This is a genomic window from Streptomyces sp. NPDC052101 (genome assembly GCF_040680235.1).
Classification (GTDB): Bacteria; Actinomycetota; Actinomycetes; order Streptomycetales; family Streptomycetaceae; genus Streptomyces.
The window spans coordinates 302,751-329,419 of sequence record NZ_JBFAWH010000003.1; the positions used below are offsets into that span (position 1 = coordinate 302,751).

Here is a 26,669-nt window from a genome sequence, read left to right on the forward strand (position 1 = left end):
GAGGTCCGCCCCCGGACACACCTCGGCCGCGACGGCTCCCCCTCGGTGCCGTCGCGGCCGGTTCCCCCGTCGGTCTTCGGATCAGGCGGGCTCGGACGTGACGTGGGTGTTGTCCGGAGTCGCCGTGCCGTCGGCGGCCACTGCCTCGACGTCCGTGACGTGGGTGTTGAGCGGCTTGACCGTCCCGTCCGCCGGAGCGTCGGTGACGTGGGTGTTGAGCGGCTTGACCGTCCCGCCCGCCGGAGCGTCGGTGACGTGCGTGTTGTCCGGCTGGACGATCGTGTTGTTCTCGGCGTTGCTCATGGTGCCTCCCCGATGGGTGGATCGTGTGGAGCGTGAGGGCCCGCCCGGTCATTCCCCCGAGGACGGCCGGGCGGGCCACTCGGGCCGCCCAACCCTAATCCCCCGATGGCGGCGACCCTCACAGCGGTCCGTCTGCCCCCCGACGCGACGGATCGACAACCAGGAGAATGCCGGGCCGCGATAAACGAACGATGAACGTCCCCGCAGAGGCTCAGGCGGCCGCCACGGGTGTCAGGAGTTTGAGGACCACGGCGGCCTCCGGGGAGTTCAGGTTCTCGTAGATCTCCAGGGCTTCCTGCCAGCAGACCTGGGCCCGGCCGGAGTGGCCGATACCGTTCAGGGCTCTGCCCAGCACGGTCAGAACGTGGCCGCGGCGCCATTCGCCTCCGATGCCCCGCAGGACGGTCAGCGCCGTCTCGGCGTTGCTCGCGGCCTGGGCCGGTTTGCGGGCGTCCAGGTCGACCTCCGCGAGCCGGCAGAGCGTCATGCCTTCCCACAGCCGCTGACGGCTGTCGCGGAAGACGCGCAGCGCCTCTTCCAGCTGCTCGGTCGCGCTGCCGTGCTGGCCGGTCTTGCCGAGGGCCATGCCGAACGCGTAGCGCCCGTTCGCTCCCCTGAGGGTATGGCCGAGTTCCTGGTAGATGTCCGTGCCCTGACGGGCGAGGACGACCGCGGTGTCGGCTCGGTCCGTCGCCAGGTGCAGACGCGACAGGTTGCACAGGGCGGCCGCCGTGCCCGCGAGGTCGCCGCAGCTGCGGAACTTCTCGATGGCCTGGCTGAAATAGACTTCGGCGTCGTCGTGCCGGTTCTGGTAGAACGCCGTGCTGCCCAGCACGTTCGCCGCCCAGCAGGACGGCAGCGGATCCTGGGCCGTTTCGGCGAGCTGGAACGCCTCCAAGGCCTCGCGGTACGCCTGCTCGAACACCCCGGAGAACAGTCGCGCATTGCTCAGCACGACCGAGGCTCTGGCCTCGGCACCCACGTCGCCCGCTGCCTGCGCGGCCCTCCGCAGGGCGGCGGCGGACGCCTCGTACTCCCTGGAGTTGGCGCCGGACTCGGCAAGGTCGACGGACGCCCACAGGAGATCGATCGCGCGCCGCAGCGTGCTTCCGTCGGCGGACTGCCGTACGCAGGCGAGCAGGCAGACCGCCTCCGCGTACAGCCAGTCCTGGGCCCGATGCCGGTCCTCGAATCTCAGCCCCGGATACTCGGTCTTCTCCAGGTGGTCCACCAGCCGATCCCCCGGCCGCTCGATCGCGTACACCTGGGCCGCCGTAGCCAGATAGAAGTCCAGCAGCCGCGACATCGCGGCCTCCCTCCCCCACTGCCCGAAAGGCGTGGGAGGTGCCCCCACGCCCGGCGGCTGCTCGTCCCGTTCCGCGCAAGCCCGCGCGTAGAGCCGGACCAGGTCGTGGAAGCGGTAGCGGCCGGGCGCCGCGGACTCCAGCAGCGACGTGTCCACCAGGGCTTCCAGGAGGTCCTCCGTGTCCTCCGCGGGGAGGTCCAGGACCGCCGCGGCCGCCGGCAGGGAGATGTCCGGGCCGTCGGCCAGGCCCAGCAGGCGGAAGGCCCGGGCCTGGGCCGGCTCCAGCTGGCCGTAGCCCAGTTCGAAGGTGGCCTTGACCGCCAGGTCGCCGGCCTGGAGTTCGTCCAGGCGGCGGCGTTCGTCCGCGAGCTTCGCCGCCAGCACCGAGACCGTCCAGGTGCGGCGGGCCGCCAGGCGGGAGGCTGCGATGCGAATGGCCAGAGGCAGGAAGCCGCAGGCCGCCACCACGTCCAGGGCGGACTCGCGCTCCGCCGCCACCCGCTCCTCGCCGACGATCTTCGTGAAGAGCGCCAGCGCCTCCTCCGGGGACATCACGTCCAGGTCCACCAGGTGCGCCCCGGCCAGGTCGACCATGCGGACGCGGGAGGTGACCAGGGCCGCGCAGCCCTCCGTGCCCGGCAGCAGGGGCCTGACCTGGGCCGCGTCCTTCGCGTTGTCCAGCAGGACCAGGACCCGGCGGCCGTCGAGGACCGAGCGGTAGAGGGCCGCGCGTTCGTCCAGCGAGTCCGGTATCGCCGAGTCCGCCGTGCCGAGCGCCCGCAGGAACGAACCCAGCACCGTCTCCGGTTCCGCCGGGCGAGGGCCCGCGCCCTGGAGGTCGACGTACAGCTGGCCGTCCGGGAAGGCCGTGCGCGCCCGGTGGGCCACATGCACGGCCAGGGTCGTCTTGCCCACGCCGCCGATGCCCGCCAGCGCCGAGACCGCCATCACCCGGCCGTCGGCGTCCGGGGACTCCGACGCGGACGCCAGCACCTCGCTCAGTTCGGACACGAAAGCGGCCCGGCCGGTGAAGTCCGGGACCGAAGCGGGGAGTTGGGCCGGACGGACCTGGACCGGCGTGGGCTCCGCCGCGGGCGACGGCGGCTCCGCCAGCGCCGGGTCCGCCTGGAGGATGCGCTGCTGCAGCTCCCGCAGGCCGGGGCGCGGATCCACGCCCAGCTCCTGTGCCAGCAGGCGCCGGGTGTCGGCGTAGACCGCGAGGGCCTCCGCCTGGCGGCCGCTGCGGTACAGCGCCAGCATCAGCAGTTCGCGCAGGCGCTCGCGCAGGGGGTGCGCGGCGGTCAGGGCGGTCAGCTCGGAGACCGCCTCCGCGTGGCAGCCCTGCTCCAGGTCCATGTCGAGGCGGGACTCCAGCAGGACCAGGCGCCATTCCTCCAGGCGGACCCGCTGGGTCTCGGCGTACGGGCCGGGGACGCCGGCCAGGGCCTCGCCGTCCCAGATGCCGAAGGCCTGGTTCAGCAGCTCGCGGGCCCGGGACAGGTCGCCGGCGGCGCGTGCCTTCTCCGCCTGGGCCGCGAGGTCCTGTGCGGTCACCAGGTCCAGGGCACCCTCGCCCAGCCCGCGGATCGCATAGCCGCCGGACTCGCTGACCAGGACTCCGGGGTCCATGATCTTCCGTAGCCTGGACGCGTAGGTGCGTACCGCCGCCAGTGCCTGGGGCGGGGGCTCGCCGCCCCAGAGGGCGTCGATCAGCTCCGCCGCCGTAGCCGTACGGCCCTCGCGCAGCAGCAGGGCGGCCAGCAGGGCGCGCTGCTGGGGGGAGCCCGTGCTGAGCTGCTCCTTGCCGCGCCAGGCCCGCACCGGACCGAGCACGCCGAAGCGCAGCGCCTGCGCGTCCGTGACGGTCACGGATCCGGGACGCCGCTGCTCAGGCACTCGCGGCCCACCGTCCATGCGTTCGTCCCCCTCGGCATTACGAACAACCCCGTCAGTTTGCCTTGTTCGGGCAGGTTCCGTCAGCCGTGGGAGACGCCGATCACAGGGTGGTGGGTTTCAGTGCACAAAGCCCTCACACCTCACTCCGCAAAGCCCTCACACCGTCCTCGCGCGCGTCCCGTCCGCACACGATAGCTGACGGGTCGTCAGATCGGCGCTACCGTGAGGGACATGGAGACCACACAGTTCCCGCTGATCATCTCCGTCGACGACCACACCGTGGAGCCCGCCGCCGTCTGGCAGGACCGGCTGCCGAGGAGATACCTGGACGCCGGGCCCCGGATCGTGCGCGCGCCGGTCAAGGAGATGACCTTCCTGGGCGGGCGTTTCAGGCCCGTCATGGGCGAACCGGGCAGTTCGGACGGTCCCCTCGGCGACTGGTGGGTGTACGAGGGCCTGCGCCGGCCCCTCACCCGGCTGGACACCGCCGTCGGCTGCGCCCGGGACGAGGTCAAGCTCGAAGTCATCACCTACGAGCAGATGCGGCCCGGGTCGTACGACGTGCCCGCCCGGCTCGCCGACATGGACGTCAACCATGTGCAGTCCGCCGTCTGCTTCCCGACCTTCCCGCGCTTTTGCGGGCAGACCTTCGCCGAGGCCGCCGACAAGGACCTCGCCCTGCTGTGCGTGCGCGCCTACAACGACTGGATGGTGGAGGAGTGGTGCGGGCCCAAGGCGCAGGGCCGGCTGATACCGCTCACCCTCGTACCGCTGTGGGACGCCGAGCTGGCCGCGGCGGAGGTCCGGCGCAGCGCCGCGCGCGGCGTGCGGGCGGTCGCCTTCTCCGAGATACCCCCGCACCTCGGGCTGCCGTCCGTGCACGGTGACGACTGGGATCCGTTCCTCGCCGCCTGCGACGAGACCGGCACGGTCGTCGCCATGCACATCGGCTCCAGCAGCCGGATGCCCTCCACCTCGGCAGACGCCCCGCCCGCCGTCGGCTCCACCATCACCTTCGCCAACTGCTGCTTCTCGATGGTCGACTGGCTGATGAGCGGCAAGTTCGAGCGCTTCCCCAACCTCAGGATCATGTACGCCGAGGGTCAGATCGGCTGGATTCCGTACATCCTGGAGCGCGCCGACGTCGTGTGGGAGGAGAACCGGGGCTGGGGCGGGGTCGCCGACAAGGTCACCCGGCCGCCGTCCGAGACCTTCGCCGGGCATGTCTACGGCTGCTTCTTCGACGACGCCTTCGGCCTGCGCAGCCTCGACTCCATCGGCGCCGGCAACGTCCTGTACGAGACCGACTACCCGCACTCCGACTCCACCTGGCCGAAGTCCCGGGAGGTCGGCGAGGCGCAGATGGGGCATCTGCCGGCGGACGTGGTCGAGCGGATCGTCCGCGGCAACGCCATCGAGCTGCTGGGGCTCACCCCCGAAGGGCTCTGGCGGTGAGTGCCCTGGCGTACGGCATCCAGCTGCCCGTGCAGGCGCAGAGCGCCCTGTTCGCGGAAGGCTGGGAGGCGGGCGCCGGGCCGGCGGACCTGGTGGCGCTCGCGCGGGCCGTGGACGGCGCCGGGTTCGACTACCTCGCCGTCTGCGACCACGTGGCGATCCCGCGCCGGCTCGCCCCGGCGATGGGCACGGTCTGGTACGACCCCGTCGCCACCCTCGCCCACCTCGCCGCCGTGACCGAGCGGGTGCGCCTGCTCAGCCACGTGGCGGTCGTGGGCCTGCGCCATCCCCTGCTCACCGCCAAGCAGTACGCCACCCTCGACCACCTCTCCGGCGGCCGGCTGATCCTCGGGGTCGGGGCCGGGCACGTACGGGAGGAGTTCGAGGTGCTCGGGGCGGACTTCGAGCGGCGGGGGGCGGTGCTGGACGAGGTGATCGACGCCCTGCGGGCCGCCCTCGGGCCCGAGGAGTTCCCCGAACACCACGGGAAGCATTACGACTTCGGCGGTCTGGGGCAGCGGCCGCGGCCCGCGCAGCCGGAGGTCCCGCTGTGGGTCGGCGGCTCCTCGCCCGCCGCCGTGCGCCGGGCCGCGCTCAAGGGCGACGGCTGGCTGCCGCAGGGGGATCCGCGGGAGCGGCTGCCCGCGCAGATCGCCCGGCTGCGGCGGCTGCGGGAGGAGGCGGGCGTCGGGGCGCCCTGCACCGTCGGCGCCATCGCCGAGCCGCTGTACGTCGGGCGGGCCGGCTGGGAGGTCGGGCGGCGGACCCTCACCGGGACACCGGAGGAGATCGCCGCGTCGCTGCGGGCCTACCGGGCGATGGGCGTGGACCAGGTCCAGGTGCGGTTCCGCAGCCGGAGCCGGGCCGAACTCATCGAGCAGATCGGGTTGTTCGGGGCACAGGTCGCGCCCCTCCTGGGCTGAGGAGGCCTCATGGGCAAGCTGGACGGACGGGTCGTCATCATCACCGGGGCGGCGCGCGGGCAGGGCGAGCAGGAGGCGCGGCTCTTCAGGGCGGAGGGCGCGCGGGTGGTCGTCGCCGATGTGCTGGACGACCTCGGGGAGGCCCTGGCCAAGGAGATAGGGGCGCTGTACGTCCATCTCGACGTCGGCACCGAGGACGGCTGGCGGGAGGCGGTGGCGGCCGCCAAGGCGGCCTACGGGCACCTCGACGGGCTCGTCAACAACGCGGGCATCCTGCGCTTCAACGCCCTCGTGGACACCCCGCTGACGGAGTTCATGGAGGTCGTGCAGGTCAACCAGGTCGGCTGTTTCCTGGGCATGAAGACGGTGGCGCCGGAGCTGGCCGACGGCGGCACGATCGTCAACACCGCCTCCTACACGGCCATGACCGGCATGGCGGCCGTGGGGACGTACGCGGCCACGAAGCACGCCGTGCTCGGGCTGACCCGGGTCGCCGCCCTGGAGCTGGCGCCGCGGCGGATCCGGGTCAACGCCGTCTGCCCGGGAGCCATCGACACCGCGATGTCCAACCCGGCCCGGCTGGACCCGGGCGCCGACCCGGAGGAGATGAGCCGGGCGCTGGACGAGCTGTACCGGGGGCTCGTGCCGCTCGGCCGGGTCGGGCAGCCGGAGGAGGTGGCCCGGCTGGCCCTCTTCCTGACCTCGGAGGACTCCTCGTACATCACCGGGCAGCCGTTCGTGATCGACGGCGGATGGCTGGCGGGGGTCAGCGTCATCTGACGGTCCGTCATCTATTGACGAATCTGACGCCACGTCAGAAAGTTCGTAGGACGCGAAGGAACCACCTGGACTGGGACGGTGAACCGCCTTGGAATTCGGGCTCTTTGTACAGGGATACGTGGGCAAGCGTGCCGAGACCGACCCGCTCGCCGAGCACAAGGCACTGATGGAGGAGACCGAGTACGTCATCCAGGCGGACAAGTCCGGCTTCAAGTACGCCTGGGCCTCCGAGCACCACTTCCTGGAGGAGTACTCGCATCTGTCGGCCAACGACGTCTTCCTCGGCTATCTGGCGCACGCGACCGAGCGCATCCACCTGGGCTCCGGGATCTTCAACCCGCTCGCGCAGGTCAACCACCCCGTGAAGGTCGCCGAGAAGGTCGCCATGCTGGACCACCTCAGCGAGGGCCGCTTCGAGTTCGGCAGCGGGCGGGGGGCCGGGTCGCACGAGATCCTCGGGTTCATACCGGGCGTGACCGATATGAACTACACCAAGGAGATCTGGGAGGAGACCATCGCCGAGTTTCCGAAGATGTGGCTCCAGGACGAGTACGCCGGTTTCCAGGGCAAGCACTGGCAGCTGCCGCCGCGCAAGGTCCTGCCGAAGCCGTACGGGAAGTCGCATCCGGCGATGTGGTACGCGGCCGGGTCGCCGCCGTCGTACGCCATGGCCGCGAAGAAGGGGCTCGGCGTGCTCGGCTTCAGCATCCAGAAGGTCTCCGACATGGAGTGGGTGCTGGAGCAGTACAAGACGGCGGTCGTGAACGCGGAGCCGGTCGGGGACTTCGTCAACGACAACGTGATGGTGACGACCACGGCGATCTGCGCGCCGACGCACGCGGAGGCGATCGAGACCGCCGTGCGCGGCGGGCTGCACTATCTGCCCTCGCTCGTCTTCCGGTACCACGACACCTTCCCCCGCCCCGAGGGCTTCCCTCAGTGGCCGGAGACGCTGCCCGAGTACACGCCGGAGTTCGTGGAGCTGCTCATCGAGGAGGAGCTGCTGATCTGCGGGGATCCGGACGAGGTGCTGCGGCAGTGCAAGCGGTGGGAGCAGGCCGGGGCGGACCAGCTGAGCTTCGGGCTGCCGGTGGGGGTGCCGAAGGAGGAGACGCTGCGGACGATCCGGCTGATCGGGGAGCACGTGATTCCGAAGATCGACACGGATCCCGTGCACCGCACGTCCCGCTTCCGCCAGGCCGTCTGAGGGGGTTCCCGGCATGCTGGACCACCTGATCAAGGGCGTGACCGTCGTCGACGGCACCGGTGCGCCCGCCTTCACCGCCGACGTCGGCATACGCGACGGCCGTATCGCCACCGTCGGAAAGACCGGTGCCAAGGCCCGGACGTCCGAGGACGCGCACGGCCTCGTCCTCACCCCCGGCTTCGTCGACCCGCACACCCACTACGACGCCCAGCTCTTCTGGGATCCGTACGCCACCCCCTCCCTCAACCACGGGGTGACCACCGTCGCCGGCGGGAACTGCGGTTTCACCCTCGCGCCCCTCAACCCCTCCCGGCCCGAGGACGCCGACTACACACGGCGGATGATGTCCAAGGTCGAGGGGATGTCGCTGGTGGCGCTGGAGGAGGGGGCGCCCTGGAGCTGGCACTCGTTCGGGGAGTACCTGGACGCCCTGGACGGCCGGATCGCCGTCAACGCCGGTTTCATGGTCGGACACTGCGCGTTGCGGCGCCATGTCATGGGGCCGGCGGCGGTCGGCGGGCAGCCCACCGATGAGCAACTGGCGCAGATCGTCCGGCTGCTGCACGAGGCCATGGACGCCGGGGCCTGGGGGCTGTCGACCACGCAGTCCGGTACGCACTCCGACGGCGACGGGCAGCCCGTCGCCTCGCGGCACGCGCGGCCGGCGGAGCTGCTGGCGCTGTCCAAGGCCGTCGGTGAGCACGAGGGCACGCAGATCGAGGCGATCGTCGCCGGCTGCCTGGACCAGTTCAGCGACGACGAGATCGATCTGCTGGTGGAGATGAGCGCGGTGGCCGGCCGCCCGCTCAACTGGAACGTGCTCACCGTCGACGCCGCCGTTCCGGAGCGGGTGCCCCGGCAGCTGAGCGCGAGCGAGCGGGCCCGCAAGGCCGGGGGGCGGGTGGTGGCGCTCACCATGCCGATCCTCACCCCGATGAACATGTCCCTCGGGACCTTCTGCGCCCTCAACCTCATCCCGGGCTGGGGGCCGGTCCTCGGGCTGCCCGTGCCGGAGCGGATCGCGCGGCTCAGGGACCCGGCCGTCCGGGCGGAGATGCTGCGCCGGGCCCAGTCCAAGGAGGCCGGCGTCTTCAGGCGGCTGGCGAACTTCGGGCGGTACGTCGTCGGCGACACCTACAGCGCGGCCAATGAAGGGCTGACCGGCCGGGTCGTGGGGGACATCGCCGAGGAGCGGGGGCTGGACCCCTTCTCCTGCCTGGTGGAGATCTGCGCCGACGACGATCTGCGTACGGTGCTGTGGCCGATGCCCAGCGACAACGACCCGGCGTCCTGGGCGCTGCGCGCCGAGACCTGGCAGCACGAGGACGTGCTGCTCGGCGGCTCGGACGCGGGCGCCCACCTGGACCGGATGTGCGGGGCGCCGTACACCACCCGGTTCCTCGGGGACTGCCTGCGCGGCCGCAAGCTGGTCGGGCTGGAGCGGGCGGTGCGGATGCTGACCGACGATCCGGCGCGGCTGTTCGGGCTGCGGGAGCGGGGGCAGGTGCGGGAGGGGTGGCACGCGGACCTCGTGCTGTTCGACCCGGAGCGGATCGACGCCGGCCACGCCCGGCTGGTGCACGACCTGCCGGGCGGCAGCCCGCGCCTGGACTCCAGCGCGATCGGGGTACGGGCCGTGTGGGTCAACGGGGTCGAGGCGATCCGGGACGACGTGGTGACCGGGGCCGTACCGGGCAGGGTGCTGCGCTCGGGCACCGACACACGCACGGTGAGCACACGGTGAGCGAGGGGCAGCGGCTGTTCGTCGGCGGGCGGTGGACGGAGCCGGACGGCGGGCACTACCCGGTGACCGACCCGGCCACCGAGGAGACCGTCGGCTGGGCGCCGGAGGCCTCGCCGGCGCAGGTACGGGCGGCCTGCGCGGCGGCCCGGGAGGCGTTCGCCATATGGTCGCGGACCCGGCCCGAGGAGCGGGCGGCGGTCCTGGGCCGGGCGGCGGAGATCATCCGGAGTTCGATGGAGCCGTACGCCGAGCTGGCCCGCGCGGAGACCGGCGCGACCACGGGGACCGCCCGGGCGATGCAGGTCGGGGTGGCCGCCGCCCGGTTCCGCCGGTACGCGAGCGTGGAGCCCGCCGAGTGGGCCGTCGCTCCGCAGATCAACGAGGCCGGGCCGATGGGCAGGGCCGGGGTGGTGGGCGCCCTGGCGGTACGGCAGCCCGTCGGTGTCGTCACCTGCGTCACCTCCTACAACAACCCGTGGGCCAACCCGGCCGGCAAGGTCGCACCGGCGCTGGCGATGGGCAACACGGTGGTGGTGAAACCGGCCCCGCAGGACCCCCTCTCCGTCTACCGGATGGCTCAGGCGCTTGAGGCGGCCGGTGCGCCGCCGGGCGTGGTGAACGTCGTCTCCGGGCGGGACGTGGGCGTGGGCGAGGCGGCGGTGGCGTGCGACGACGTCGACATGGTCAGCTTCACCGGGTCCACGGCCGTCGGCCGGCGCATCGCCGAGGTGTGCGGACGGGACATGAAACGCCAGCTGATGGAGCTGGGCGGCAAGGGCGCGGCCCTCGTCCTCGACGACGCCGACCTCGGCTCGGCCGTCGCCGGCATCGGCACCACCTTCTCCTTCTACAGCGGGCAGATCTGCACGGCACCGACACGGGTGCTGGCCCAGCGGGGCGTGTACGACCGCCTGGTCGAGCAACTTGCCGCCTACGCGGGCCGGTTGAAGGTCGGGGACCCGCGGGAGGCGGACACGGTGGTCGGGCCGGTGATCTCGGCCGAGCACCGGGCGCGGGTCGAGGCGTACGTCGAACTCGGCCGGAAGGAGGGCGCCACGGTCGTCCGCGGCGGCGAACGCCCGCCGCTGGAGCGTGGTTTCTACGTCTCGCCCACCCTCCTCGCCGACTGCGCCAACGACATGCGGGTGGCCCGGGAGGAGATCTTCGGCCCGGTGGTCGTGGTCATCCCCTTCGACGAGGAGGACGAAGGAGTGGCCCTCGCCAACGACTCCGAGTACGGGCTCATCGACTACGTCTGGTCCGGCGACGTGGCCAGGGCCTTCCGCCTGGCCCGGCGGCTGCGGGCCGGCGGGGTCGGCGTCAACACCGTCGGCCGCAACATGGAGGCCCCGTTCGGGGGCTTCAAGAAGAGCGGCGTCGGCCGCGACGTCGGCTCCTACGCCCTGCACGCCTACAGCGAGGTCCAGGCCATCGTGTGGCCGGGGTGAGGATCTGGCACCTTGGGTGCCATGGAGCAGACGGTCGCGGTGACGGGCGGGGAGATCCGGGCGGACGACTCGGGAGGTGACGGCCTGCCCCTGGTACTGCTGCACCCGGGCATCGCGGACTCGCGGGTGTGGGACCCGGTGCTGCCCGCGCTGACCGCGCGCCACCGGGTGATCCGGTACGACGCGCGCGGCTTCGGCGGCTCGCCGCCGCCGACCGGGCCGTACACCCAGAGCGCCGACCTGGAGCGGGTCCTGGACCACTTCGGGGCGGACCGGGCGGTGCTGGTCGGCAGCAGCATGGGCGGGAGGACCGCGATCGGCTTCGCGCTGAGCGAGCCGGACCGGGTGGCGGCGCTCGGGCTGCTGGTGCCGGGCGTGAGCGGTTACCCCGAGCTGGAGTCGCCGGAACTGACCGAGCAGATCGTCCGGTTGGCCACGGCGGGGGACATGGACGGGCTGCTCGCCCTGTTCCGGCGCACCTTCGCGGCAGCGGGCTCCGACCCGGACACCCGGGCCGCCGAGCTGATCCGGGCCTCGTTCCAGGGCGTCTTCTCGTCCTACGGCCATGAGCAGCCGGAGCCGCCCGCCTTCGAGCGGCTCCGCGAACTCGGCATGCCCTGCTCGCTGTTGCTGGGTGAGCAGGACATGCCGCAGGTGGTCGCCTGCAATGAGGCGATGGCCGCCCGTATCCCCGGCTGCCGGCTCGTCCGCGTCCCGGAGAGCGATCATCTGCCGACCCTGCGGGCCCCGGAGACCGTGGCCCGAGTGATCACCGACCTGATCGAGCGTGCCGAGTGAGCCGACTGCGGGTCCAGAGGCCGGCTCAGTCCTCCAGGTCCACCCGGATCGTCAGCAGGTCCGTGCCGAAGGCCCGTACCGCCGCGCTGTTGAAGCGGGGCAGGGAGCGCAGGCGGGTCACCGGGTCGTCGTCGGGCAGGAGGTGCGCGGTGCCGTGGTGCCAGCGGCCGGCGATACGGACGCGGACCTGGGGATCGGCCTGGATGTTGCGCACGTACTGCGACTTGTGGCCGAACTCGGAGACCAGCCAGAAGGATTCACCGACCCGGCGCCCGCCGACCGGGGTCTGCCGGGGCAGGCCCGAGGTGCGGCCGGTGGTCTCCAGCAGGGTCTGGAACGGCAGCCGCCGGTTGAGCGGATTGGCGAGGTGCCGCTGGAACCGGGTCACGAGGCGGTGCTTGAGGTCGCTGCGGCCTGCCATGTCTCTCGCTTCTCCTGCTCTGCGGGCGCGGACGGCGCCCCACGCGGATGCCGTGCCGGCCCCGTGCGAGGCCTGTGATGCGTGGAGGGTCGTACGACGTACGCGTGTTAGCCTCCCCCGCGGACATGAGCCAGCGCAAACGGGGGAGCGTGATGGGCGCGTCTTCGGACGGCTACACGGTCAGGTCCGGCGTGTCCGGACAGGCGACGGAACTGGACGGCGCGGGCGACGACGCGGGACGCATACACAAGGCGATCGTCTCCGAGGTGTGCGGCACCGAGGACGACCTGGGCAGCGCCGAGTCGGCGCAGGCGTTCAACGCGTTCGCCTCGGCCTGGCTGGACGACGCGGCCACCCTGGAGTCGGCGCTGCACGAACTCGCGGGCAAGGTGCGCCTCGCCAAGGGCGCCTACGGCGGCGCCGACCACACCGCGGCGACGCGTAACGCGGCCGTGTCCGTGCCGGGGGCGGCGATCGGGAACGGGATCACCACGCTGCCGGTACACGCCGACCGCCCGTCGGCCCTGACGACGTACTGAGGGCGGGCCGGTCATGGGATTTTCGGACCTGAACCCCTGGGGCGCTCTGCAGACCCCGGCCGGCCGCCGCGACTGGCTGGCCGAGCTGTGCACGAGCATTCCCCGGGCCGCGAACAAGAACGAGCTGCTGGACCAGATCGACAACGCGCTCGTCGTCTCCGCCCCGCAGGGCGACACGGCCACGCTCGAATCGCTCGGCAAGCGCTACCGCGACCAGGTCGACAAGGCCGGTGATCTGCACGACCGGGTGGACAGGGTGGCCCGCAAGGGGCTGCCGGAGGTCTGGGTCGGGGACACCAGCGTCCTCGCCTCCGCCGCCGTGGCCGCCACCGCCCGCGCCGCGACCAGGATGTCCGAGGCGTTCCAGGGCGGCGCGAAGGCGCTGCACGCGCTGGCCGACGCGCTCGCCGGCGCGAAGGAGCAGGACGCCGCCGGCCGCGCCAGGATGCAGCAGGCCAGGCAGCGGCTCGGCCCCAGGGACAGCGTCTTCGACCTCGGCGGCCTGATCGAGACCGACAAGCAGGAGGCGGAGAGGAAGGCGGCCCTCGCCGCGGGCCGGAGCCTCGCCGCCGACGGGGTCGACCTGATGCACAAGGCGGCCGTCGCCGCGGCCGACGCCCTGCGCGCCGCCACCCGGGACCTGAACAAGTGGGCGGCCGAGGCCCGCGCCGGCAAGACGCACACCGGTCGGCTCAGCGCGGTGGACCGGCTGATGCTCGCCGACACCAGCGGCGCGGCGGGCGCGGCCGACCTCAACGAGATCCTCAGCGCCAACGACCTGGAACGCTCCGGCCGGGCCATGGACCGCCTCTCGCCCGCCGACCGGGCCCGCATGGACCAGCTCCTGGCGGGCGCCGGGACCCCGCAGGAGAAGGCGTACCTGATGAAGGCCCTGGCCGCGGGGCACGGCGTCGACGACATCCAGACGTTCGACGGCAAGATCCACGGCAAGGACGCGGCCTGGCTGCAGCGGCATCTGTCGCCGATCGTCACCCAGGCGGACAGCCTCAAGGACGAGGGGACGGACGAAGGCAACGGCGCCAACGTCAACACCGCCGTCCAGAGTTTCGACGGCCAGAAGTGGATGCAGGGCGGCGACGGCCGGGACAACACCTGTGTCGCCTCGTCCACGGTCACCGCCCGCGCCCTGGTCGACCCCGTCTACGCCCTGTCGCTCACCGGTGGGCCCGGCGGGCAGGAGGACGACCCCGCCGCCTTCCGGCGCCGTCTGGTGGCCGAACAGCACCGGGTGCATCTGGAGGGGCACGGTGGCCCCAACTGGAACAACATGGACGCGAAGGGCAACAACGAGGTCGCCGACAAGGAGGTCGGCCCAGAGACCGGCAGTTCGTACGAGACGCACTTCGTGCAGGACCCGGCTGCCCGGCGCGACGTCCTGCCAAAGATCGAGAAGGCGGTGGCGGACGGCAAGCCGGTGCCCATCGCCGTCGGGGGAACCGACGCGACGGGCAGGTACTACGGGCACGCCATGATGGTCGTCGGCCAGGAGGGGGACAAGCTGGAGATCTACAACCCGTACGGCACGACCACCTGGGTGAGCGAGGACGACTTCGTCAACGGCGGCATGGCGAAGGCCAGCAACAGCCTGACCCCCCACGCGGTCGAAGTTCACCTGCCCCAGGGCTGAAGAACGACCTGGACGACCGGAACCGAGGCCTTCATGCCCCCAGCACCCGAAAGCCGCGCCGACGACGAGGTCCTGGCCGCCACCGACGTCGCCGTGCTGCTGCGCTACGGCCTGACCCGGGACGCGTTCCACACCGCGCTGTTCGGCGACGGCGCCATCGCCGCCGCGGTCACCCTCGACCGGCTCGGGGTGCTGCCCCGCTCACTGGTGTTCGTCGCCGAGATCGTCCGCTCCGGCGGCCTGGCCTACGCGGCGGAGCTGCCGGAGCCGCTGCCGTCCCCGGAGCCCGCCGGGATCCTGCGCGACTGGCTGACCGACGCCGCGCAGACCGCCACCACCCCGGAGGCCGAGACCCGCGCCGCCCGCTGGCTGAAGGCGGTCGCCGAGATCATCGCCCTGCGCCGGGCCACCCGCGAAGGCACGGCCTGAGCGTTCGTGTTCAAGCAGCGCCGAGGAAGACGGGGTTGGTGAGGGCCGCAAGCGCCCCCGGCACCGGCCCGAGCGCCGTCTCGTGCCGCACCTCGGCGCGCACGTACGCCGCGTAGGCGGGCGTCGTACCCCACTCGACCGTGCCCGCACCCGACACCGGCAGCGGATCGCTGGTGAACAGCACACCCTGGTCGGTGACGAACCGCACCGAGCAGCGCGGGGCCCCCGAGACCTCCAGCCGTACGGTCACCGGGGTGTCGGCGGCCACCTCCAGCCGTTCCCCGATGCCCGCCCGCTGCCCGCGCCCGCCCGTCACCGTGAAGCCGAGGACGACGTTCTTCGACTCGGCCACGTACGAGCGTCCCGCGCGGATGCCCTCCTGGATCGCCTCCCGGGTCAGGTCGTCGGCGAGGACGACCGTCTGGGGGCTGCCGACCGGGTCCGGGTCGCGGTGGGCGTCGCTGTTGCCCATCGCCGGGAGCCAGGCCCGCCCCTGCCGCACGGAGGCGACCAGCTGGTTGTCCCAGTCGGCCAGCGTGACCTCGTCGTCCGGGGTGTACGGGCCGTTCCACACCTCCACGGCGTCCGCCTCGCCGAAGCCGAACTTCCAGCCGCAGCCGACGCAGGTGGCGTGCGGATGGGCGGGGACGACCAGGCCGCCGGCGCGGCGGATCTCCCGGGCGAAACGGGCCCAGCGGTTGTCCCGGGCGCGGTAGCGCCAGTCCACGAACGTGCCGGGCTCCGTGCCGAGCGCCACGACATGGCCGTTGCGGGTCGTGATCTCCTCGCCGAGCATGATCAGCAGATCGTCGCCCGCCTGGTCCGCCCAGTGCGGGTGGGACGAGTGGGTGTTGTGGTCCGAGGAGTTGATGAAGTCCAGGCCCGCCGCCCGCGCCAGGGCCGCGATCTCGGCCGGGGTGCGGCGGCCGTCGGAGTACCAGGAGTGCAGATGGCAGTCGCCCCGGTACCAGTCCCGGCCCCGGCCCTTCGCCCGGGACGGCGGATACACCGGCTGCGGGGTCTCGCCGGCCTCGCCGTAGGTCAGCGTGATCGTCAGCTCGTACGTCAGTCCCTGCGGCGCCACCGTGTAGGGGCCCAGCGCGACGTACCAGGTGCCCTCCCGGACCGGGCCCGGGATGTACCCCGGGGTCGCGTCGTCGGCCCGGACGAAGAACTCCGTGCGCGCCCCGCCCGACCAGCCCCTGAAGCCCCGGCCGCCCAGCTCGGTGCCGCGCTGGTCGAAGAGGCCGATGTCGAGCGCGTTGCCCATGGTGCCGACCGGGACCGAGGGCTTGTCGTAGGTGTAGGAGACCTTGATCTCCTGTACGCCGTCCGGGACTTCGACCGGTACGTACACGAAGTCGGGGGAGCCGGGCGGCAGTGTCCCGCGTGCCGTCCGCGTCTCCTGCCCCTGCCCGTCCGCCGCTGCGAAGCTCACGCTTCCCAACGTAAGGGCAGCGGCGGCTCCCGTCACGAACAGCGCGCGTCTGCCGATGCCCTGGGCCTGACCGTGCGTGTCGTCACACATGGTGGTCATTCTTCCGCCTCGGCGTGAACTCCCGTGAAAATGGAGGGGGTTGGCAGACGGGATCTGGCCAACGGCTGCGTGTCATGCGCGCGACATCATTACTGGCAGTGGTCCGATGGTGCCGACCAGTCGGTATGGACAGGGGTCTTCCGGCCCGGTACAGATGGGTCATGCGTATCGCCGTCACCATCTTCCTCACCGACGAGACCGTCACGCCGGTCCGACTCGCCCGCGAACTGGAGCAGCGCGGCTACGCCGGCCTCTACCTGCCCGAGCACACCCACATCCCGGTCGAGCGCACCACCCCGTACCCGGTCGGCGGTGACCTCCCCCGCGAGTACGGCCGCACCCTCGACCCCTTCGTCGCCCTCGGCCAAGCCGCCGCCGTCACCCGGCGGCTGGCCCTCGGCACGGGCGTCACCCTCCTCGCCCAGCACGACCCCATCGCCCTCGCCAAGCAGATCGCCACCCTGGACCACCTGTCCGGCGGCCGCTTCACCCTCGGCCTCGGCTACGGCTGGAACGTCGAGGAGGCCGCCGACCACGGTGTGGCATGGCGCCGGCGCCGGGAGCTGGTCCGGGACCGGATGCGGCTGATGCAGGCGCTGTGGGCCGCCGAACCGACGCCCTACGACGGTGAGTTCGGCGGCGTACGGGCCAGCCACGCGTACCCCAAGCCGGCGCAGAAGCCGCGCGGCCCGGTCACCGGCCCGCGCACCCTCGTCGGCGGCACCGCCGGGCCGAAGCTGTTCGCGCACATCGCCGAGTACGCCGACGGCTGGCTGCCGATCGGCGGCCGGGGCCTCGCCGAGTCCCTGCCCGTCCTGCGCTCGGCCTGGGCGGACGCGGGCCGCGACCCGGCAGCCCTCCAGGTCGTCCCGTACGCGGTCCAGCCGACCCCGGGCAAGCTCGCCCACTACGCGGAGCTGGGTATCGAGGAGGTCGTACTGCAGTTGCCGCCGGCGGGGGAGGCGGAGGTGCTGGGGGTGCTCGACGAGTACGGAAGCCTTCTGCAGGGCGACCTTTCGGTAGGCCGGGCGGAGCCCCCTTGCTCTGATCACCCCGAACGTATCCTCGAGGGATGACGACTTCCGCGACCTCCGGAACCGGCCCGACCGAGAACTCCATGCGTCGCGCCCTCAAACGCGCCCGGGACGGCGTCGCCCTCGACGTCGCCGAGGCGGCGGTGCTGCTCCAGGCCCGCGGCGAGGCCCTGACCGACCTCGCCGCGTCCGCCGCCCGGGTGCGTGACGCGGGCCTCGAACAGGCGGGCCGGTCCGGCGTCATCACGTACTCGAAGAGCGTCTTCATCCCCCTCACCCGGCTGTGCCGGGACAAATGCCACTACTGCACCTTCGTCACCGTCCCCGGCAAGCTGCGCCGGGCCGGCCACGGGATGTTCATGTCCCCGGACGAGGTGCTGGACATCGCCCGCAAGGGCGCCGCCCTCGGCTGCAAGGAAGCCCTGATCACCCTCGGCGACAAGCCGGAGGACCGGTGGCCCGAGGCGCGCGAGTGGCTCGACGCGCACGGTTATGACGACACCATCGCGTATGTCCGCGCCATCTCCATCCGGATCCTGGAGGAGACGGGGCTGCTGCCCCATCTCAACCCCGGCGTGATGACGTGGACGGACTTCCAGCGGCTCAAGCCGGTGGCGCCCTCCATGGGCATGATGCTGGAGACGACCGCGACCCGGCTCTGGTCCGAGCCCGGCGGCCCGCACCACGGCTCCCCGGACAAGGAACCGGCCGTGCGGCTGCGGGTGCTGGAGGACGCCGGCCGCTCCTCGGTGCCCTTCACCTCCGGGCTGCTCATCGGCATCGGCGAGACCCACGAGGAGCGGGCCGAGTCCCTCTTCGCGCTCCGCAAGGTCTCCCGGGCCCACCACGGCATCCAGGAGCTGATCATCCAGAACTTCCGCGCCAAGCCGGACACGGCGATGCGCGGCATGCCGGACGCCGAACTGGACGAGCTGGTCGCCACGGTTGCCGTGGCCCGGCACATCATGGGCCCGTCCGCGTGCCTGCAGGCCCCGCCGAACCTGGTCGACTCCGAGTACGAGCGGCTGATCGGCGCCGGCATCGACGACTGGGGCGGGGTGTCGCCGCTGACCATCGACCATGTCAACCCCGAGCGCCCCTGGCCGCAGATCGAGGAACTCACCGCACGCTCCCGGGCCGCGGGGTTCGAGCTGCGTGAACGTCTCTGCGTCTACCCGGAGTTCGTGCGCCGCGGCGAGCCCTGGCTGGACCCGCGGCTGCGCCCGCACGTGAGCGCGCTCGCCGATCCGGAGACGGGCCTGGCCCGCCCGGACGCGACCGTCGAGGGCCACCCGTGGCAGGAGCCGGAGGAGGCGTTCGTCCCGGCCGGCCGCACCGACCTGCACCGCACGATCGACACCGAGGGCCGCACCGCGGACCGGCGCGACGACTTCGACGAGGTGTACGGCGACTGGGAGGCGCTGCGCGAGGCGGCCGCCCCAGGCATGGCCCCGGAGCGCATCGACACGGACGTCCGGCAGGCGCTGCGCACGGCGGCCGACGACCCGACGAGGCTGACCGACGCCGAGGCCCTGGCCCTGCTGCACGCGGACGGCCCGGCGCTGGACGCGGTGACGGCAATCGCCGACGACGTACGGAAGTCGGCGGTCGGCGACGAGGTGACATACATCGTCACCCGCAACATCAACTTCACCAACGTCTGCTACACCGGCTGCCGCTTCTGCGCCTTCGCGCAGCGCAGGACGGACGCCGACGCCTACACCCTCTCCCTGGAGCAGGTCGCCGACCGCGCCCAGCAGGCCTGGGACGTGGGCGCGGTCGAGGTGTGCATGCAGGGCGGCATCCACCCCGACCTGCCGGGCACGGCGTACTTCGACATCGCCAGGTCGGTGAAGTCCCGCGTCCCTGGCATGCATGTGCACGCCTTCTCGCCGATGGAGGTGGTCAACGGCGCGACCAGGACGGGGATGCCGATCCGGGAGTGGCTCTCCGCCGCCAAGGAGGCGGGCCTCGACACCATCCCCGGGACGGCGGCGGAGATCCTCGACGACGAGGTCCGCTGGGTGCTGACCAAGGGCAAGCTGCCGACGGCGACGTGGATCGAGGTGATCACGACCGCCCATGAGCTGGGCATCCGCTCGTCCTCGACGATGATGTACGGCCATGTCGACCAGCCCCGCCACTGGCTCGGCCATCTGCGCACGCTGGCCCGGATCCAGCGCGAGACGGGCGGCTTCACCGAGTTCGTGACGCTGCCGTTCATCCACACCAACGCGCCGGTGTACCTCGCGGGCATCGCCCGGCCGGGCCCGACGGCCCGGGACAACAGGGCGGTGACGGCGATGGCCCGCCTCCTGCTGCACCCCTGGATCCCCAACATCCAGACAAGTTGGGTCAAACTGGGCGCGGAGGGGGCGGCGGAGATGCTCCGCTCCGGCGCGAACGATCTCGGGGGGACCCTGATGGAGGAGACGATCTCGCGCATGGCGGGCTCGTCGTACGGCTCGTACAAGTCGATCCGCGACCTGGTGGCCGTGGCGGAGGCGGCCGGCCGCCCGGCCCGTCCGCGCACCACGTTCTACGGCGAGGTCTCCGCGGAGCGGCAGCGGGCGGCCGAGGCGTCCGACGGGCACCTGCCGGAACTGCTGCCGGTCCTGGACTGAGTACGATGATCCGACCCCGGACCTGAGACGGGGCCCCGTAGCGGAGGAGATGCGTACCCGTGGCTGCCCGACTGCCCTCGTGGGCCTGGGTCACCGGCCTGACGGCGGGGGCGACCGCGGCCGTCGTCGCCCTCGCCGTACAGGCGGACCACGGGCCGCATCCCACGGCCGCCGTGGCGAAGCCCGGCGCGACGGCGTCCGCGGGCGCCCATGCGTCCGCGACCCCGAAGCCCTCGGCCCCGCCCGCGCTGCCGGCCGGGTCGGGCGAGGGTCGCCGGATCGTGTACTCGCTCGGCGAGAAGCGAGTGTGGCTGGTCGACGCGACGGGCAAGGTGATCCGTACGTTCACGGTGTGGCCGGGCACGGTGAGCCCGCAGCCCGGCCGTTACTCGATCATCGCGAGCCGGCAGTCCCTGAAGGGGTCGGACGGCGTCGAGATCGAGCACGTCATGTACATAACCAGGGTGCAGGGCGTGAACGTCGCCTTCTCCAACGCCCTGGACGGCTCCTCGCCGCCCCCGGCGGGCGGTCAGAAGCTGGGCGGCATCCGTATGCACAAGGAAGACGGCGCCGCCCTGTGGTCCTTCGGTGATCAGGGCATCAAGGTGATGATCGTCACATAGCTTCCCGCTCCCGCGGGGGAAGCTGGTTGACGATCAGGGCGACCCCGCTGAACAGGAAGATCCGGGTCGCGGCCTCCAGCCCGTTCCAGGCCTTGGACTGCCACATCGAGAACCACTCGCCGCCGATCGCGATGAACCCGGCGCCGAAGAGCAGCAACAGCATCAGCAGCCCGTAGGTGGAGATGCGCCGGGCGAGGTCGCTTCGGCGCCGCGCCCACAGATACGTGCCCCAGATCAGGACCAGGGCGGATGCCGTCTCCCACGCGATGATCAGGACGTAGGCGGTGTCCTGAAGCCCGGTGCTGGTGATGGCCCGCCACATCAGGTCCTTGTCGTGGAAGGTCGTGTCCATCGCCAGCACATGCCGTACGAACTGCTGGTTCGTCCCGAAGTCGGTGATGTTCCCGAAGGCGACGAGGGCGATGTAGAGAGCGAGTATTCCGGTGAGCACACCGGCGGCCAGCGTGAGGCCGGTGTGACGCGTGGGGGTGGTGGTCATGGCTGAATTCTCCACTGCCGGACGGCGCTTATCGCGTGGCCATTGCGCCAGAATGAGGAGGCGGGCTGCGGGAGGGGCGTGGGGATGGCGCGGGAACGGGCGTCGATGCAGGAGCTGATCGGGCGGCGCAGACGGGCGGGCTTCGTCGGACGCGGCGACGAACGGGCCACGTTCCGGGAGAACTTGGACCTTCCGCCCGAGGACGAGCGGCACCGCTTCCTCTTCCACGTGCACGGGAACGCAGGTGTCGGAAAGACCTTCCTGGTCCGGGAGCTGGAACAGATAGCGCGCGAGCGCGGGGCGCTGACGGCGTACGTCGACGAGAGCGCGGGGAGCGTGCCGGAGGCGATGGCGGCGATCGGCCGTCAACTCGCGCAGCAGGGCCACCGATGCAAGGAACTCGAACGGCAGCTGGCCGCCTACCGTGAGCGGCGGCACGAGGCCGAGGCCGCGGCCCTCGCCCTCGACCCGGAGACGGCGCCGCGCCCGTCGGCGGGTGCGCAGGCCGTGGCACGGGCCGGGCTCGTCGGGCTCGGCATGGTGCCGGGCGTCGGACCGTTCGCGGGCGCGCTGGACGCGGACCGGCTCGCCGAGGGCGCCGACCGGTTGCGCGCGGGACTCAGCGCACGGTTCCGCAACCAGGACGACGTGAACCTGGTGCTGTCGCCGGAGCGGGCCCTGACGCCGACCCTGCTGGGCGAACTCGCGGCCGCCGCCTCCGCCGTACCGTGGATCGTCCTGCTCTTCGACACCTACGAGCGCACGGGCCGGTTCCTGGACGGCTGGCTGCACGACATCATGACGACGGACCGGTACGGCACCCTGCCGGCCGACGTCGTCCTCGTGACCGCGGGCCAGCTTCCGCTCGCCCCGGCCCGCTGGGGCGGATTCGCGGACTTCGTGGCGGACGTGCCGCTCGGCCCGTTCACGGAGGCGGAGGCGCGCGGACTCCTCGCGGGCAAGGGCGTCAGGGACGAGCCGGTCGTCGCCGAGGTGCTGCGGCTGACCGGCGGTCTGCCGGTGCTCGTGTCGACCCTGGCCGAGACCCGCCCGGCCGACCCGCGGGACGTGGGCGATCCCAGCGCGACGGCCGTGGAGCGGTTCCTGAAGTGGGAGCAGGATCCGGTGCGCCGGGCCGCCGCGCTGGCCTGTGCGCTGCCCCGGACGCTGGACGCGGATGTGTTCCGGGCCGTGGTCGAGTGCCCGCAGGACGAGTTCGACGCGCTGTACGCCTGGCTGCAGGGCCTGCCGTTCGTCAGCGGGCGCGGCGACCGGATGCGGTACCACGACCTCGTCCGGGCGCCGATGCTGCGGCTCCAGCGCCGCCAGTCGCCCAGGGGCTGGGCCGAGCGGCACCGGCGGCTGGCCCGGACGTTCGGGCGATGGCTCACGGAGACCGAATCCGCCCTGGAGCCGGGCGAGTTCTGGAAGGAGGAGGACTGGCGGGAGCTGCGCCTTGCCGAGTCCTACCACTCGCTGTGCGCGGATCCCCGCGCCGCGCTGCCCGCCGTACTGGCGGACGTCGTCACGGCCTGCGACCACGGCGACGACGTCCTGTGGCGCTGGGTGCGGCTGCTGGTGGAGGCAGGCGAGGACGCGGGTGCCACCGGTGCGCGGAACCTGGAGAGCTGGGGGAGCGCGCTGGCGGAGGCGTTCGTGGCGGACGCGGTGGCCGGGGTGGCGGCCCTGCTGCTGGACCGGGCGCGCGGCGAGGAGCCGTGGCGGGCGGCGGCGTACGCGGTACGCGGTGACGCCCTGGCCCGCGACGGCGACCAGCAGGGAGCACTGCAGGAGTACGACCGTGCCCTCGCGCTCGACCCCACTCTGGTGCGGGCCCTGCGCGGCAAGGTCCTGGCGCGCAGCTCGCTCGGCGACTACCGCGGGGCCCTGGAGGATCTGCGGCGGGTGCTGGAGCTGGAGCCGGACAACCCGTACAACATGTTCCTGCGCGGCGAGCATCTGCGGATGCTGGGCCGGTACGACGAGGCGCTGACCGACCTCGACCAGGGGATCCGGCTCGATCCCGCCCAGTCCTTCGCCTGGGCCTCCCGGGGCGCGGCCCGCCTCGCCCTCGGCGAGCTGGACGAGGCCCTCGCCGATCTGAACCGGGCGCTCGAACTCAACCCCGACTACGCGTGGGCGCTGGCCCGCAGGGCCCGCCTGTGGCGCGCCCACCGGGACTGGACCCGGCAGCTCGCCGACCTGGACCGCGCCCTCACCCTCCAGCCGGACTGGGCCTGGGGCCGCTGCCAGCGCGGTGACGCGCTGCGGGTGGCCGGCCGGGACGAGGAGGCCCTCGTCGACTACGACCGGGCCCTCGCCCTGGACCCCGACTACGCATCGGCGTACGCGAGCCGCGGCGCCTCACGGGCCAACCTGGGCCGCCTCCGCGAGGCCCTCACCGACTTCGACCGCGCCCTGCGGCTCAACCCCGTCTATGTGTGGGCGCTGGAGCGCCGGGCAGAGGTGCACCGCCGCCTCGGCGACGACGACCGGGCCACGGCCGACGAGGCGCACGCCGCCCGACTGTCCACACCGGCGCCCCCGCCACCGCGCCACCACCCGTCTTCGGTCAACTGAAGTGCAGTACGGACGCGTTAGGCGGAGTGAGCGGCGAAGCCGACGAACTCTGTCCAGGTCTCTTCGCCGACGGCGAGCTGAGCGCCGTCCTTGTCCTTGGAGTCGCGGATGTGGATGGTGACGGGGGTTATGGCTACTTCGACGCAGTCGGGACCCTCGTTGCTGCTGTAGCTGCTCTTGAACCAGTTCAGTGGAGTGGAGGTCATGTCACTTCTCCGATCAACTTCTCGATGAAGGCCAGCGATTCCCGGGGCGAGAGAGCCTGCGCCCGGTGATCCCATAGCGCATCTCGACGAGCTGTACCTCCCGTGGATCACTGACCACGCGGTTGTAGGTCTGTCCCTCTTCGTGGGCAACTGTCTTGCCGTTCCGGAGCTTCAGCAGGCGGATGGGCCCGCCCATTCCCGCGTGATCTTCGCGGTCGGTTGGCATCACCTGGATCTCGACGTGCCTCAACCTCCCGATTGCCAGGAGGTGTTTCAGCTGCTTGTGCAGCACGGGTCGACCGCCGATGGGTCGTCGCAGGGTCACCTCCTCCTGGACGAAGGTGAGAGTGGGACGTGGTACTCGCTCGAAGATTTCCTGTCGTGCCAGGCGTGCACTGACATGGCGGTCGATTTCGTCCTCGGTATACGACGGGCGCCGCATCGTGTACAGGGCTCTTGCGTACTCGGGGGTCTGCAACAGGCCGTGCACGTAATGGTTGGCGTAGGCCCCGAGTTCGCCGGCCTCCTCTTCCAGCTTGGCCAGATCCCGAACCTTCTTCGGATGCCTGGCCTTCTCCACGTCGGCCTTCATCGCGGCCAACTTCCCGCCCGCGCCCAGCACTTCATCGGCCCCGTCGAGGAACTCGGGTTGTGGTGTGCGCACCGCGCGTTCCACAGCGGAGACCAGGTCCTCGCCGTACCCGATCGCGGCCCCCAGCTCCGTCTGCTTCAGCCCGGCGGCCTCCCGCCACAACTTGATCTGCCGCCCGACCGCCCTGAGCACGGCCTCGGCCTCCTCGTCCTCCACCATTCCCTCCCCGATGGTCACACTCGGTGTCTGATGCGTCACTATTCAGAGTAGGGAGGGGCGGCCACGCTGGGTGACATGAATCAGAAAAACCACATGGGTGACTCCAGCCAGGACGGTCCGGGCCAAACTCGTACCGGGTCGCAGCGGGCCATGATCCGGCGATGCCCGACGCCAAAACACCAAAGAACCGGGGAAAGAACCGAACCCACCCCCACCGCCCCCGTCGCTCACTCGCCGGAGTGAATATGCCCAATGCAACTGGCACGGAAGGGCAGTTGTGGTGCAACGTCGGCGACGGCAACCCCAGACATGCATCGGCCCTCGCCGGGACTGCCATCCCAGTGCGAGGGCCTGATCACCGAGGAAGAAAAGGCTTCCCTGTGACTGACAAGCAGCGTAACGCGCCCGCACGCCCCAAGACCCGGCATTCGTCCGGCGTCACCCACGTGAACGAACCCCACCACGACAACTTCACTGTGGTCGGCAATCACCTGGCCCAGCACCCCGAGATGTCCCTGGTGGCCATCGGACTGGCACTGCACATCCAGTCGTTGCCGGAGGGCACGCCGATCGGCATCAAGGCGCTGGCGGCGAAGTTCCCCGAGGGCGAGATCCGGATCGCGGCGGCCCTTCGCGAGCTGGAGGAACACGGATACCTCGCGCGCCCCAGGGAGCGTCTTCAATCGGGGCAAATGACGACCCGGACGATCTCGTACAACAAGCCGAGGCTCGCGGTGGCCGCCGCGGCTCCGGCCGTTCCCGAGCCCGCGGCTCCACCGAAGGCTCCCGCACCGCCCGGCAAGGCCACTGAACTGCTCGCCGGACTCCGGGCCCATGACTCCCGCCTGCTGCTGACCGAACGGGACGTACACCGTCTGGCACCGGCCGTTTCCGAGTGGCTGGAGCGAGGAGTGCCGTCCACCGCCGTAGTGCGCATCTTGACGACCGGGCTGCCCAAGGATCCGATCAAGCACCCGGCGGCCTTCCTGCACCACCGCCTCACCGCCCAACTGCCGCCCCACCTCCCCAGCTCGGCTCCCGCTCCGGTACGGGAACGCCCCTGCCCGCTCCAGACCTGCGACGGCTGCGATCGGGCCTTCCGAGCCCCTCACCCAGGCCGGTGCCGCGATTGCCGGACGTCGTCCGTGGCCGTGGCATGAGCGCCGCGTCGCCCGCGTGTTGCCGACTCCACCGGTAACCGTAAGAGGACCGAGCCACTCGCACCGGAGGTCACCGTGAGCGCCCAGACCGACGGCCCGTACGGACCGCTGATCCCCATGCCCGAGCTGACGCCGGACGCGTTGCGGGCGGCGGTCGCGCGCATCGCTCCGAGTCGGATTCCGGCGCTGACACAGCACCTCTTCGAGGCCACGACCAACGCTCAGCAGACCCAGGGCCTTGCGCCGCTGCATGCCTTCGTGCACTCCTGGGCCGTGTTCATCGCCGTCGAACGACATCCGGAACGGGCCGCCCGCCTGCGCGAACTGGAGCGCATCGTGGATACGGGGGAGCAGGACCCGACGGCGGCCATCGCAGAGATCCGCGCGATCCGCGAGGCGGCCGAAGCGGAGGCCGGGCTTTGACGGACTGGGCTTGGGACTACAACCCGAACGCCGAGTACGTCACGGAGGGCTGCCGCCGGGAGTGGTGGCGGAGGTGGAGCGGCTCGTGGCCGAGCTGGCCGCCCTGGGTCACGACGCCGTCAAAGTGGGTAGGCCTCTCGATCGCGAGGGCGGACTCCGCGAGTTCGACATCCTCGGTGGTCGCGGCTTCATCAGCTTCCTTGCCGTACCCCGCCACGCCTGCGTCTACGTCTGCAACATCACGTGGTACGGCTGACCCTGTCCTGACGCCCCGC

Annotated in this window: 23 protein-coding genes and 1 pseudogene; 17 read left to right on the forward strand and 7 right to left on the reverse strand. The window is 71.9% G+C overall.

Features of this window, described 5'->3' with window-relative positions; genetic code table 11:
• Nucleotides 1-81 precede the first annotated feature (81 nt).
• Nucleotides 82-303 (reverse strand): hypothetical protein, encoded by a 222-nt coding sequence (locus AB0L75_RS08690; RefSeq protein ID WP_365177256.1) that lies wholly within the window; start codon nucleotides 301-303, stop codon nucleotides 82-84.
• Nucleotides 304-514: 211 nt separating this feature from the next.
• Nucleotides 515-3,523: a BTAD domain-containing putative transcriptional regulator gene (locus AB0L75_RS08695; RefSeq protein WP_365177259.1), complete on the reverse strand. Its 3,009-nt coding sequence runs from the start codon at nucleotides 3,521-3,523 to the stop codon at nucleotides 515-517.
• Nucleotides 3,524-3,727: 204 nt separating this feature from the next.
• Between AB0L75_RS08695 and AB0L75_RS08700 the strand changes: the two genes are divergently transcribed.
• The 7 genes from AB0L75_RS08700 to AB0L75_RS08730 all read left to right on the forward strand — a co-directional run bounded on the left by AB0L75_RS08700 (nucleotide 3,728) and on the right by AB0L75_RS08730 (nucleotide 11,860).
• On the forward strand, nucleotides 3,728-4,960 hold the full coding sequence (locus AB0L75_RS08700) for an amidohydrolase family protein (protein ID WP_365177261.1): 1,233 nt from the start codon (nucleotides 3,728-3,730) through the stop codon (nucleotides 4,958-4,960).
• Nucleotides 4,951-5,883, forward strand: a complete 933-nt coding sequence (locus AB0L75_RS08705; RefSeq protein WP_365178050.1) for an LLM class F420-dependent oxidoreductase — start codon at nucleotides 4,951-4,953, stop codon at nucleotides 5,881-5,883. Before AB0L75_RS08700 ends, AB0L75_RS08705 begins: the two co-directional genes overlap by 10 nt.
• Before the next feature lie 9 nt (nucleotides 5,884-5,892).
• Nucleotides 5,893-6,663 carry an SDR family oxidoreductase gene (locus tag AB0L75_RS08710; RefSeq protein WP_365177264.1) on the forward strand — a complete coding sequence of 257 codons (771 nt, stop codon included), beginning with the start codon at nucleotides 5,893-5,895 and terminating at the stop codon, nucleotides 6,661-6,663.
• A gap of 88 nt (nucleotides 6,664-6,751) precedes the next feature.
• Nucleotides 6,752-7,870, forward strand: coding sequence for an LLM class flavin-dependent oxidoreductase (locus AB0L75_RS08715; protein WP_365177267.1), 1,119 nt, complete (start codon nucleotides 6,752-6,754; stop codon nucleotides 7,868-7,870).
• A 13-nt stretch (nucleotides 7,871-7,883) separates the two neighbouring features.
• Nucleotides 7,884-9,614: a D-aminoacylase gene (locus AB0L75_RS08720; protein WP_365177270.1), complete on the forward strand. Its 1,731-nt coding sequence runs from the start codon at nucleotides 7,884-7,886 to the stop codon at nucleotides 9,612-9,614.
• Nucleotides 9,611-11,062, forward strand: coding sequence for an aldehyde dehydrogenase family protein (locus AB0L75_RS08725; RefSeq protein ID WP_365177273.1), 1,452 nt, complete (start codon nucleotides 9,611-9,613; stop codon nucleotides 11,060-11,062). The genes AB0L75_RS08720 and AB0L75_RS08725 overlap by 4 nt, the downstream gene beginning before the upstream one ends.
• A gap of 21 nt (nucleotides 11,063-11,083) precedes the next feature.
• Nucleotides 11,084-11,860 (forward strand): alpha/beta fold hydrolase, encoded by a 777-nt coding sequence (locus tag AB0L75_RS08730; RefSeq protein ID WP_365177276.1) that lies wholly within the window; start codon nucleotides 11,084-11,086, stop codon nucleotides 11,858-11,860.
• Nucleotides 11,861-11,885: 25 nt separating this feature from the next.
• On the opposite strand, the gene AB0L75_RS08735 is transcribed toward AB0L75_RS08730, so the two are convergent.
• The gene (locus tag AB0L75_RS08735) at nucleotides 11,886-12,281 is read right to left on the reverse strand and encodes a nitroreductase/quinone reductase family protein (RefSeq protein ID WP_365177279.1); all 396 of its coding nucleotides are present in this window, start codon (nucleotides 12,279-12,281) and stop codon (nucleotides 11,886-11,888) included.
• A gap of 152 nt (nucleotides 12,282-12,433) precedes the next feature.
• Here AB0L75_RS08735 and AB0L75_RS08740 point away from each other — a divergent pair, with 152 nt between their 5' ends.
• From AB0L75_RS08740 to AB0L75_RS08750, 3 genes are read left to right on the forward strand one after another with little or no spacing between them, the layout of a single operon-like run.
• Nucleotides 12,434-12,820, forward strand: coding sequence for a hypothetical protein (locus AB0L75_RS08740; protein WP_365177282.1), 387 nt, complete (start codon nucleotides 12,434-12,436; stop codon nucleotides 12,818-12,820).
• A gap of 13 nt (nucleotides 12,821-12,833) precedes the next feature.
• Nucleotides 12,834-14,468, forward strand: a complete 1,635-nt coding sequence (locus AB0L75_RS08745; RefSeq protein ID WP_365177285.1) for a peptidoglycan-binding protein — start codon at nucleotides 12,834-12,836, stop codon at nucleotides 14,466-14,468.
• A gap of 33 nt (nucleotides 14,469-14,501) precedes the next feature.
• Nucleotides 14,502-14,897, forward strand: coding sequence for a hypothetical protein (locus AB0L75_RS08750; protein ID WP_365177288.1), 396 nt, complete (start codon nucleotides 14,502-14,504; stop codon nucleotides 14,895-14,897).
• A 10-nt stretch (nucleotides 14,898-14,907) separates the two neighbouring features.
• Here AB0L75_RS08750 and AB0L75_RS08755 read toward each other — a convergent pair whose 3' ends face one another.
• Nucleotides 14,908-16,425 (reverse strand): CehA/McbA family metallohydrolase, encoded by a 1,518-nt coding sequence (locus tag AB0L75_RS08755; RefSeq protein WP_365177290.1) that lies wholly within the window; start codon nucleotides 16,423-16,425, stop codon nucleotides 14,908-14,910.
• A gap of 170 nt (nucleotides 16,426-16,595) precedes the next feature.
• On the opposite strand from AB0L75_RS08755, the gene AB0L75_RS08760 reads away from it, so the two are divergent.
• From AB0L75_RS08760 to AB0L75_RS08770, 3 genes are read left to right on the forward strand one after another with little or no spacing between them, the layout of a single operon-like run.
• The gene (locus AB0L75_RS08760) at nucleotides 16,596-17,510 is read left to right on the forward strand and encodes a TIGR03619 family F420-dependent LLM class oxidoreductase (protein ID WP_365177293.1); all 915 of its coding nucleotides are present in this window, start codon (nucleotides 16,596-16,598) and stop codon (nucleotides 17,508-17,510) included.
• Nucleotides 17,507-20,092, forward strand: coding sequence for a bifunctional FO biosynthesis protein CofGH (locus AB0L75_RS08765; protein WP_365177296.1), 2,586 nt, complete (start codon nucleotides 17,507-17,509; stop codon nucleotides 20,090-20,092). The genes AB0L75_RS08760 and AB0L75_RS08765 overlap by 4 nt, the downstream gene beginning before the upstream one ends.
• Nucleotides 20,093-20,151: 59 nt before the next feature.
• Entirely contained in the window at nucleotides 20,152-20,715 is a 564-nt protein-coding gene (locus AB0L75_RS08770; protein WP_365177298.1) for a hypothetical protein, read from the forward strand.
• Here AB0L75_RS08770 and AB0L75_RS08775 read toward each other — a convergent pair.
• Nucleotides 20,708-21,214 (reverse strand): DUF2165 domain-containing protein, encoded by a 507-nt coding sequence (locus tag AB0L75_RS08775; RefSeq protein WP_365177301.1) that lies wholly within the window; start codon nucleotides 21,212-21,214, stop codon nucleotides 20,708-20,710. The two genes, AB0L75_RS08770 and AB0L75_RS08775, sit on opposite strands and share 8 nt — an antisense overlap.
• Nucleotides 21,215-21,298: 84 nt before the next feature.
• Between AB0L75_RS08775 and AB0L75_RS08780 the strand changes: the two genes are divergently transcribed.
• Nucleotides 21,299-23,794, forward strand: coding sequence for a tetratricopeptide repeat protein (locus AB0L75_RS08780; RefSeq protein ID WP_365177304.1), 2,496 nt, complete (start codon nucleotides 21,299-21,301; stop codon nucleotides 23,792-23,794).
• 17 nt (nucleotides 23,795-23,811) lie between these two features.
• On the opposite strand, the gene AB0L75_RS08785 is transcribed toward AB0L75_RS08780, so the two are convergent.
• Nucleotides 23,812-24,000, reverse strand: coding sequence for a DUF397 domain-containing protein (locus AB0L75_RS08785; RefSeq protein WP_365177307.1), 189 nt, complete (start codon nucleotides 23,998-24,000; stop codon nucleotides 23,812-23,814).
• Nucleotides 23,997-24,808, reverse strand: a pseudogene (locus AB0L75_RS08790) (helix-turn-helix transcriptional regulator). The gene AB0L75_RS08785 and the pseudogene AB0L75_RS08790 overlap by 4 nt, the downstream one beginning before the upstream one ends.
• A 383-nt stretch (nucleotides 24,809-25,191) precedes the next feature.
• On the opposite strand from AB0L75_RS08790, the gene AB0L75_RS08795 reads away from it, so the two are divergent.
• The 3 genes from AB0L75_RS08795 to AB0L75_RS08805 all read left to right on the forward strand — a co-directional run bounded on the left by AB0L75_RS08795 (nucleotide 25,192) and on the right by AB0L75_RS08805 (nucleotide 26,650).
• Nucleotides 25,192-25,971, forward strand: coding sequence for a helix-turn-helix domain-containing protein (locus tag AB0L75_RS08795; protein ID WP_365177309.1), 780 nt, complete (start codon nucleotides 25,192-25,194; stop codon nucleotides 25,969-25,971).
• Between the two features lie 75 nt (nucleotides 25,972-26,046).
• Entirely contained in the window at nucleotides 26,047-26,394 is a 348-nt protein-coding gene (locus tag AB0L75_RS08800) for a DUF6247 family protein (RefSeq protein ID WP_365177312.1), read from the forward strand.
• 64 nt (nucleotides 26,395-26,458) lie between these two features.
• Entirely contained in the window at nucleotides 26,459-26,650 is a 192-nt protein-coding gene (locus tag AB0L75_RS08805) for a hypothetical protein (RefSeq protein ID WP_365177315.1), read from the forward strand.
• Nucleotides 26,651-26,669: the final 19 nt, after the last annotated feature.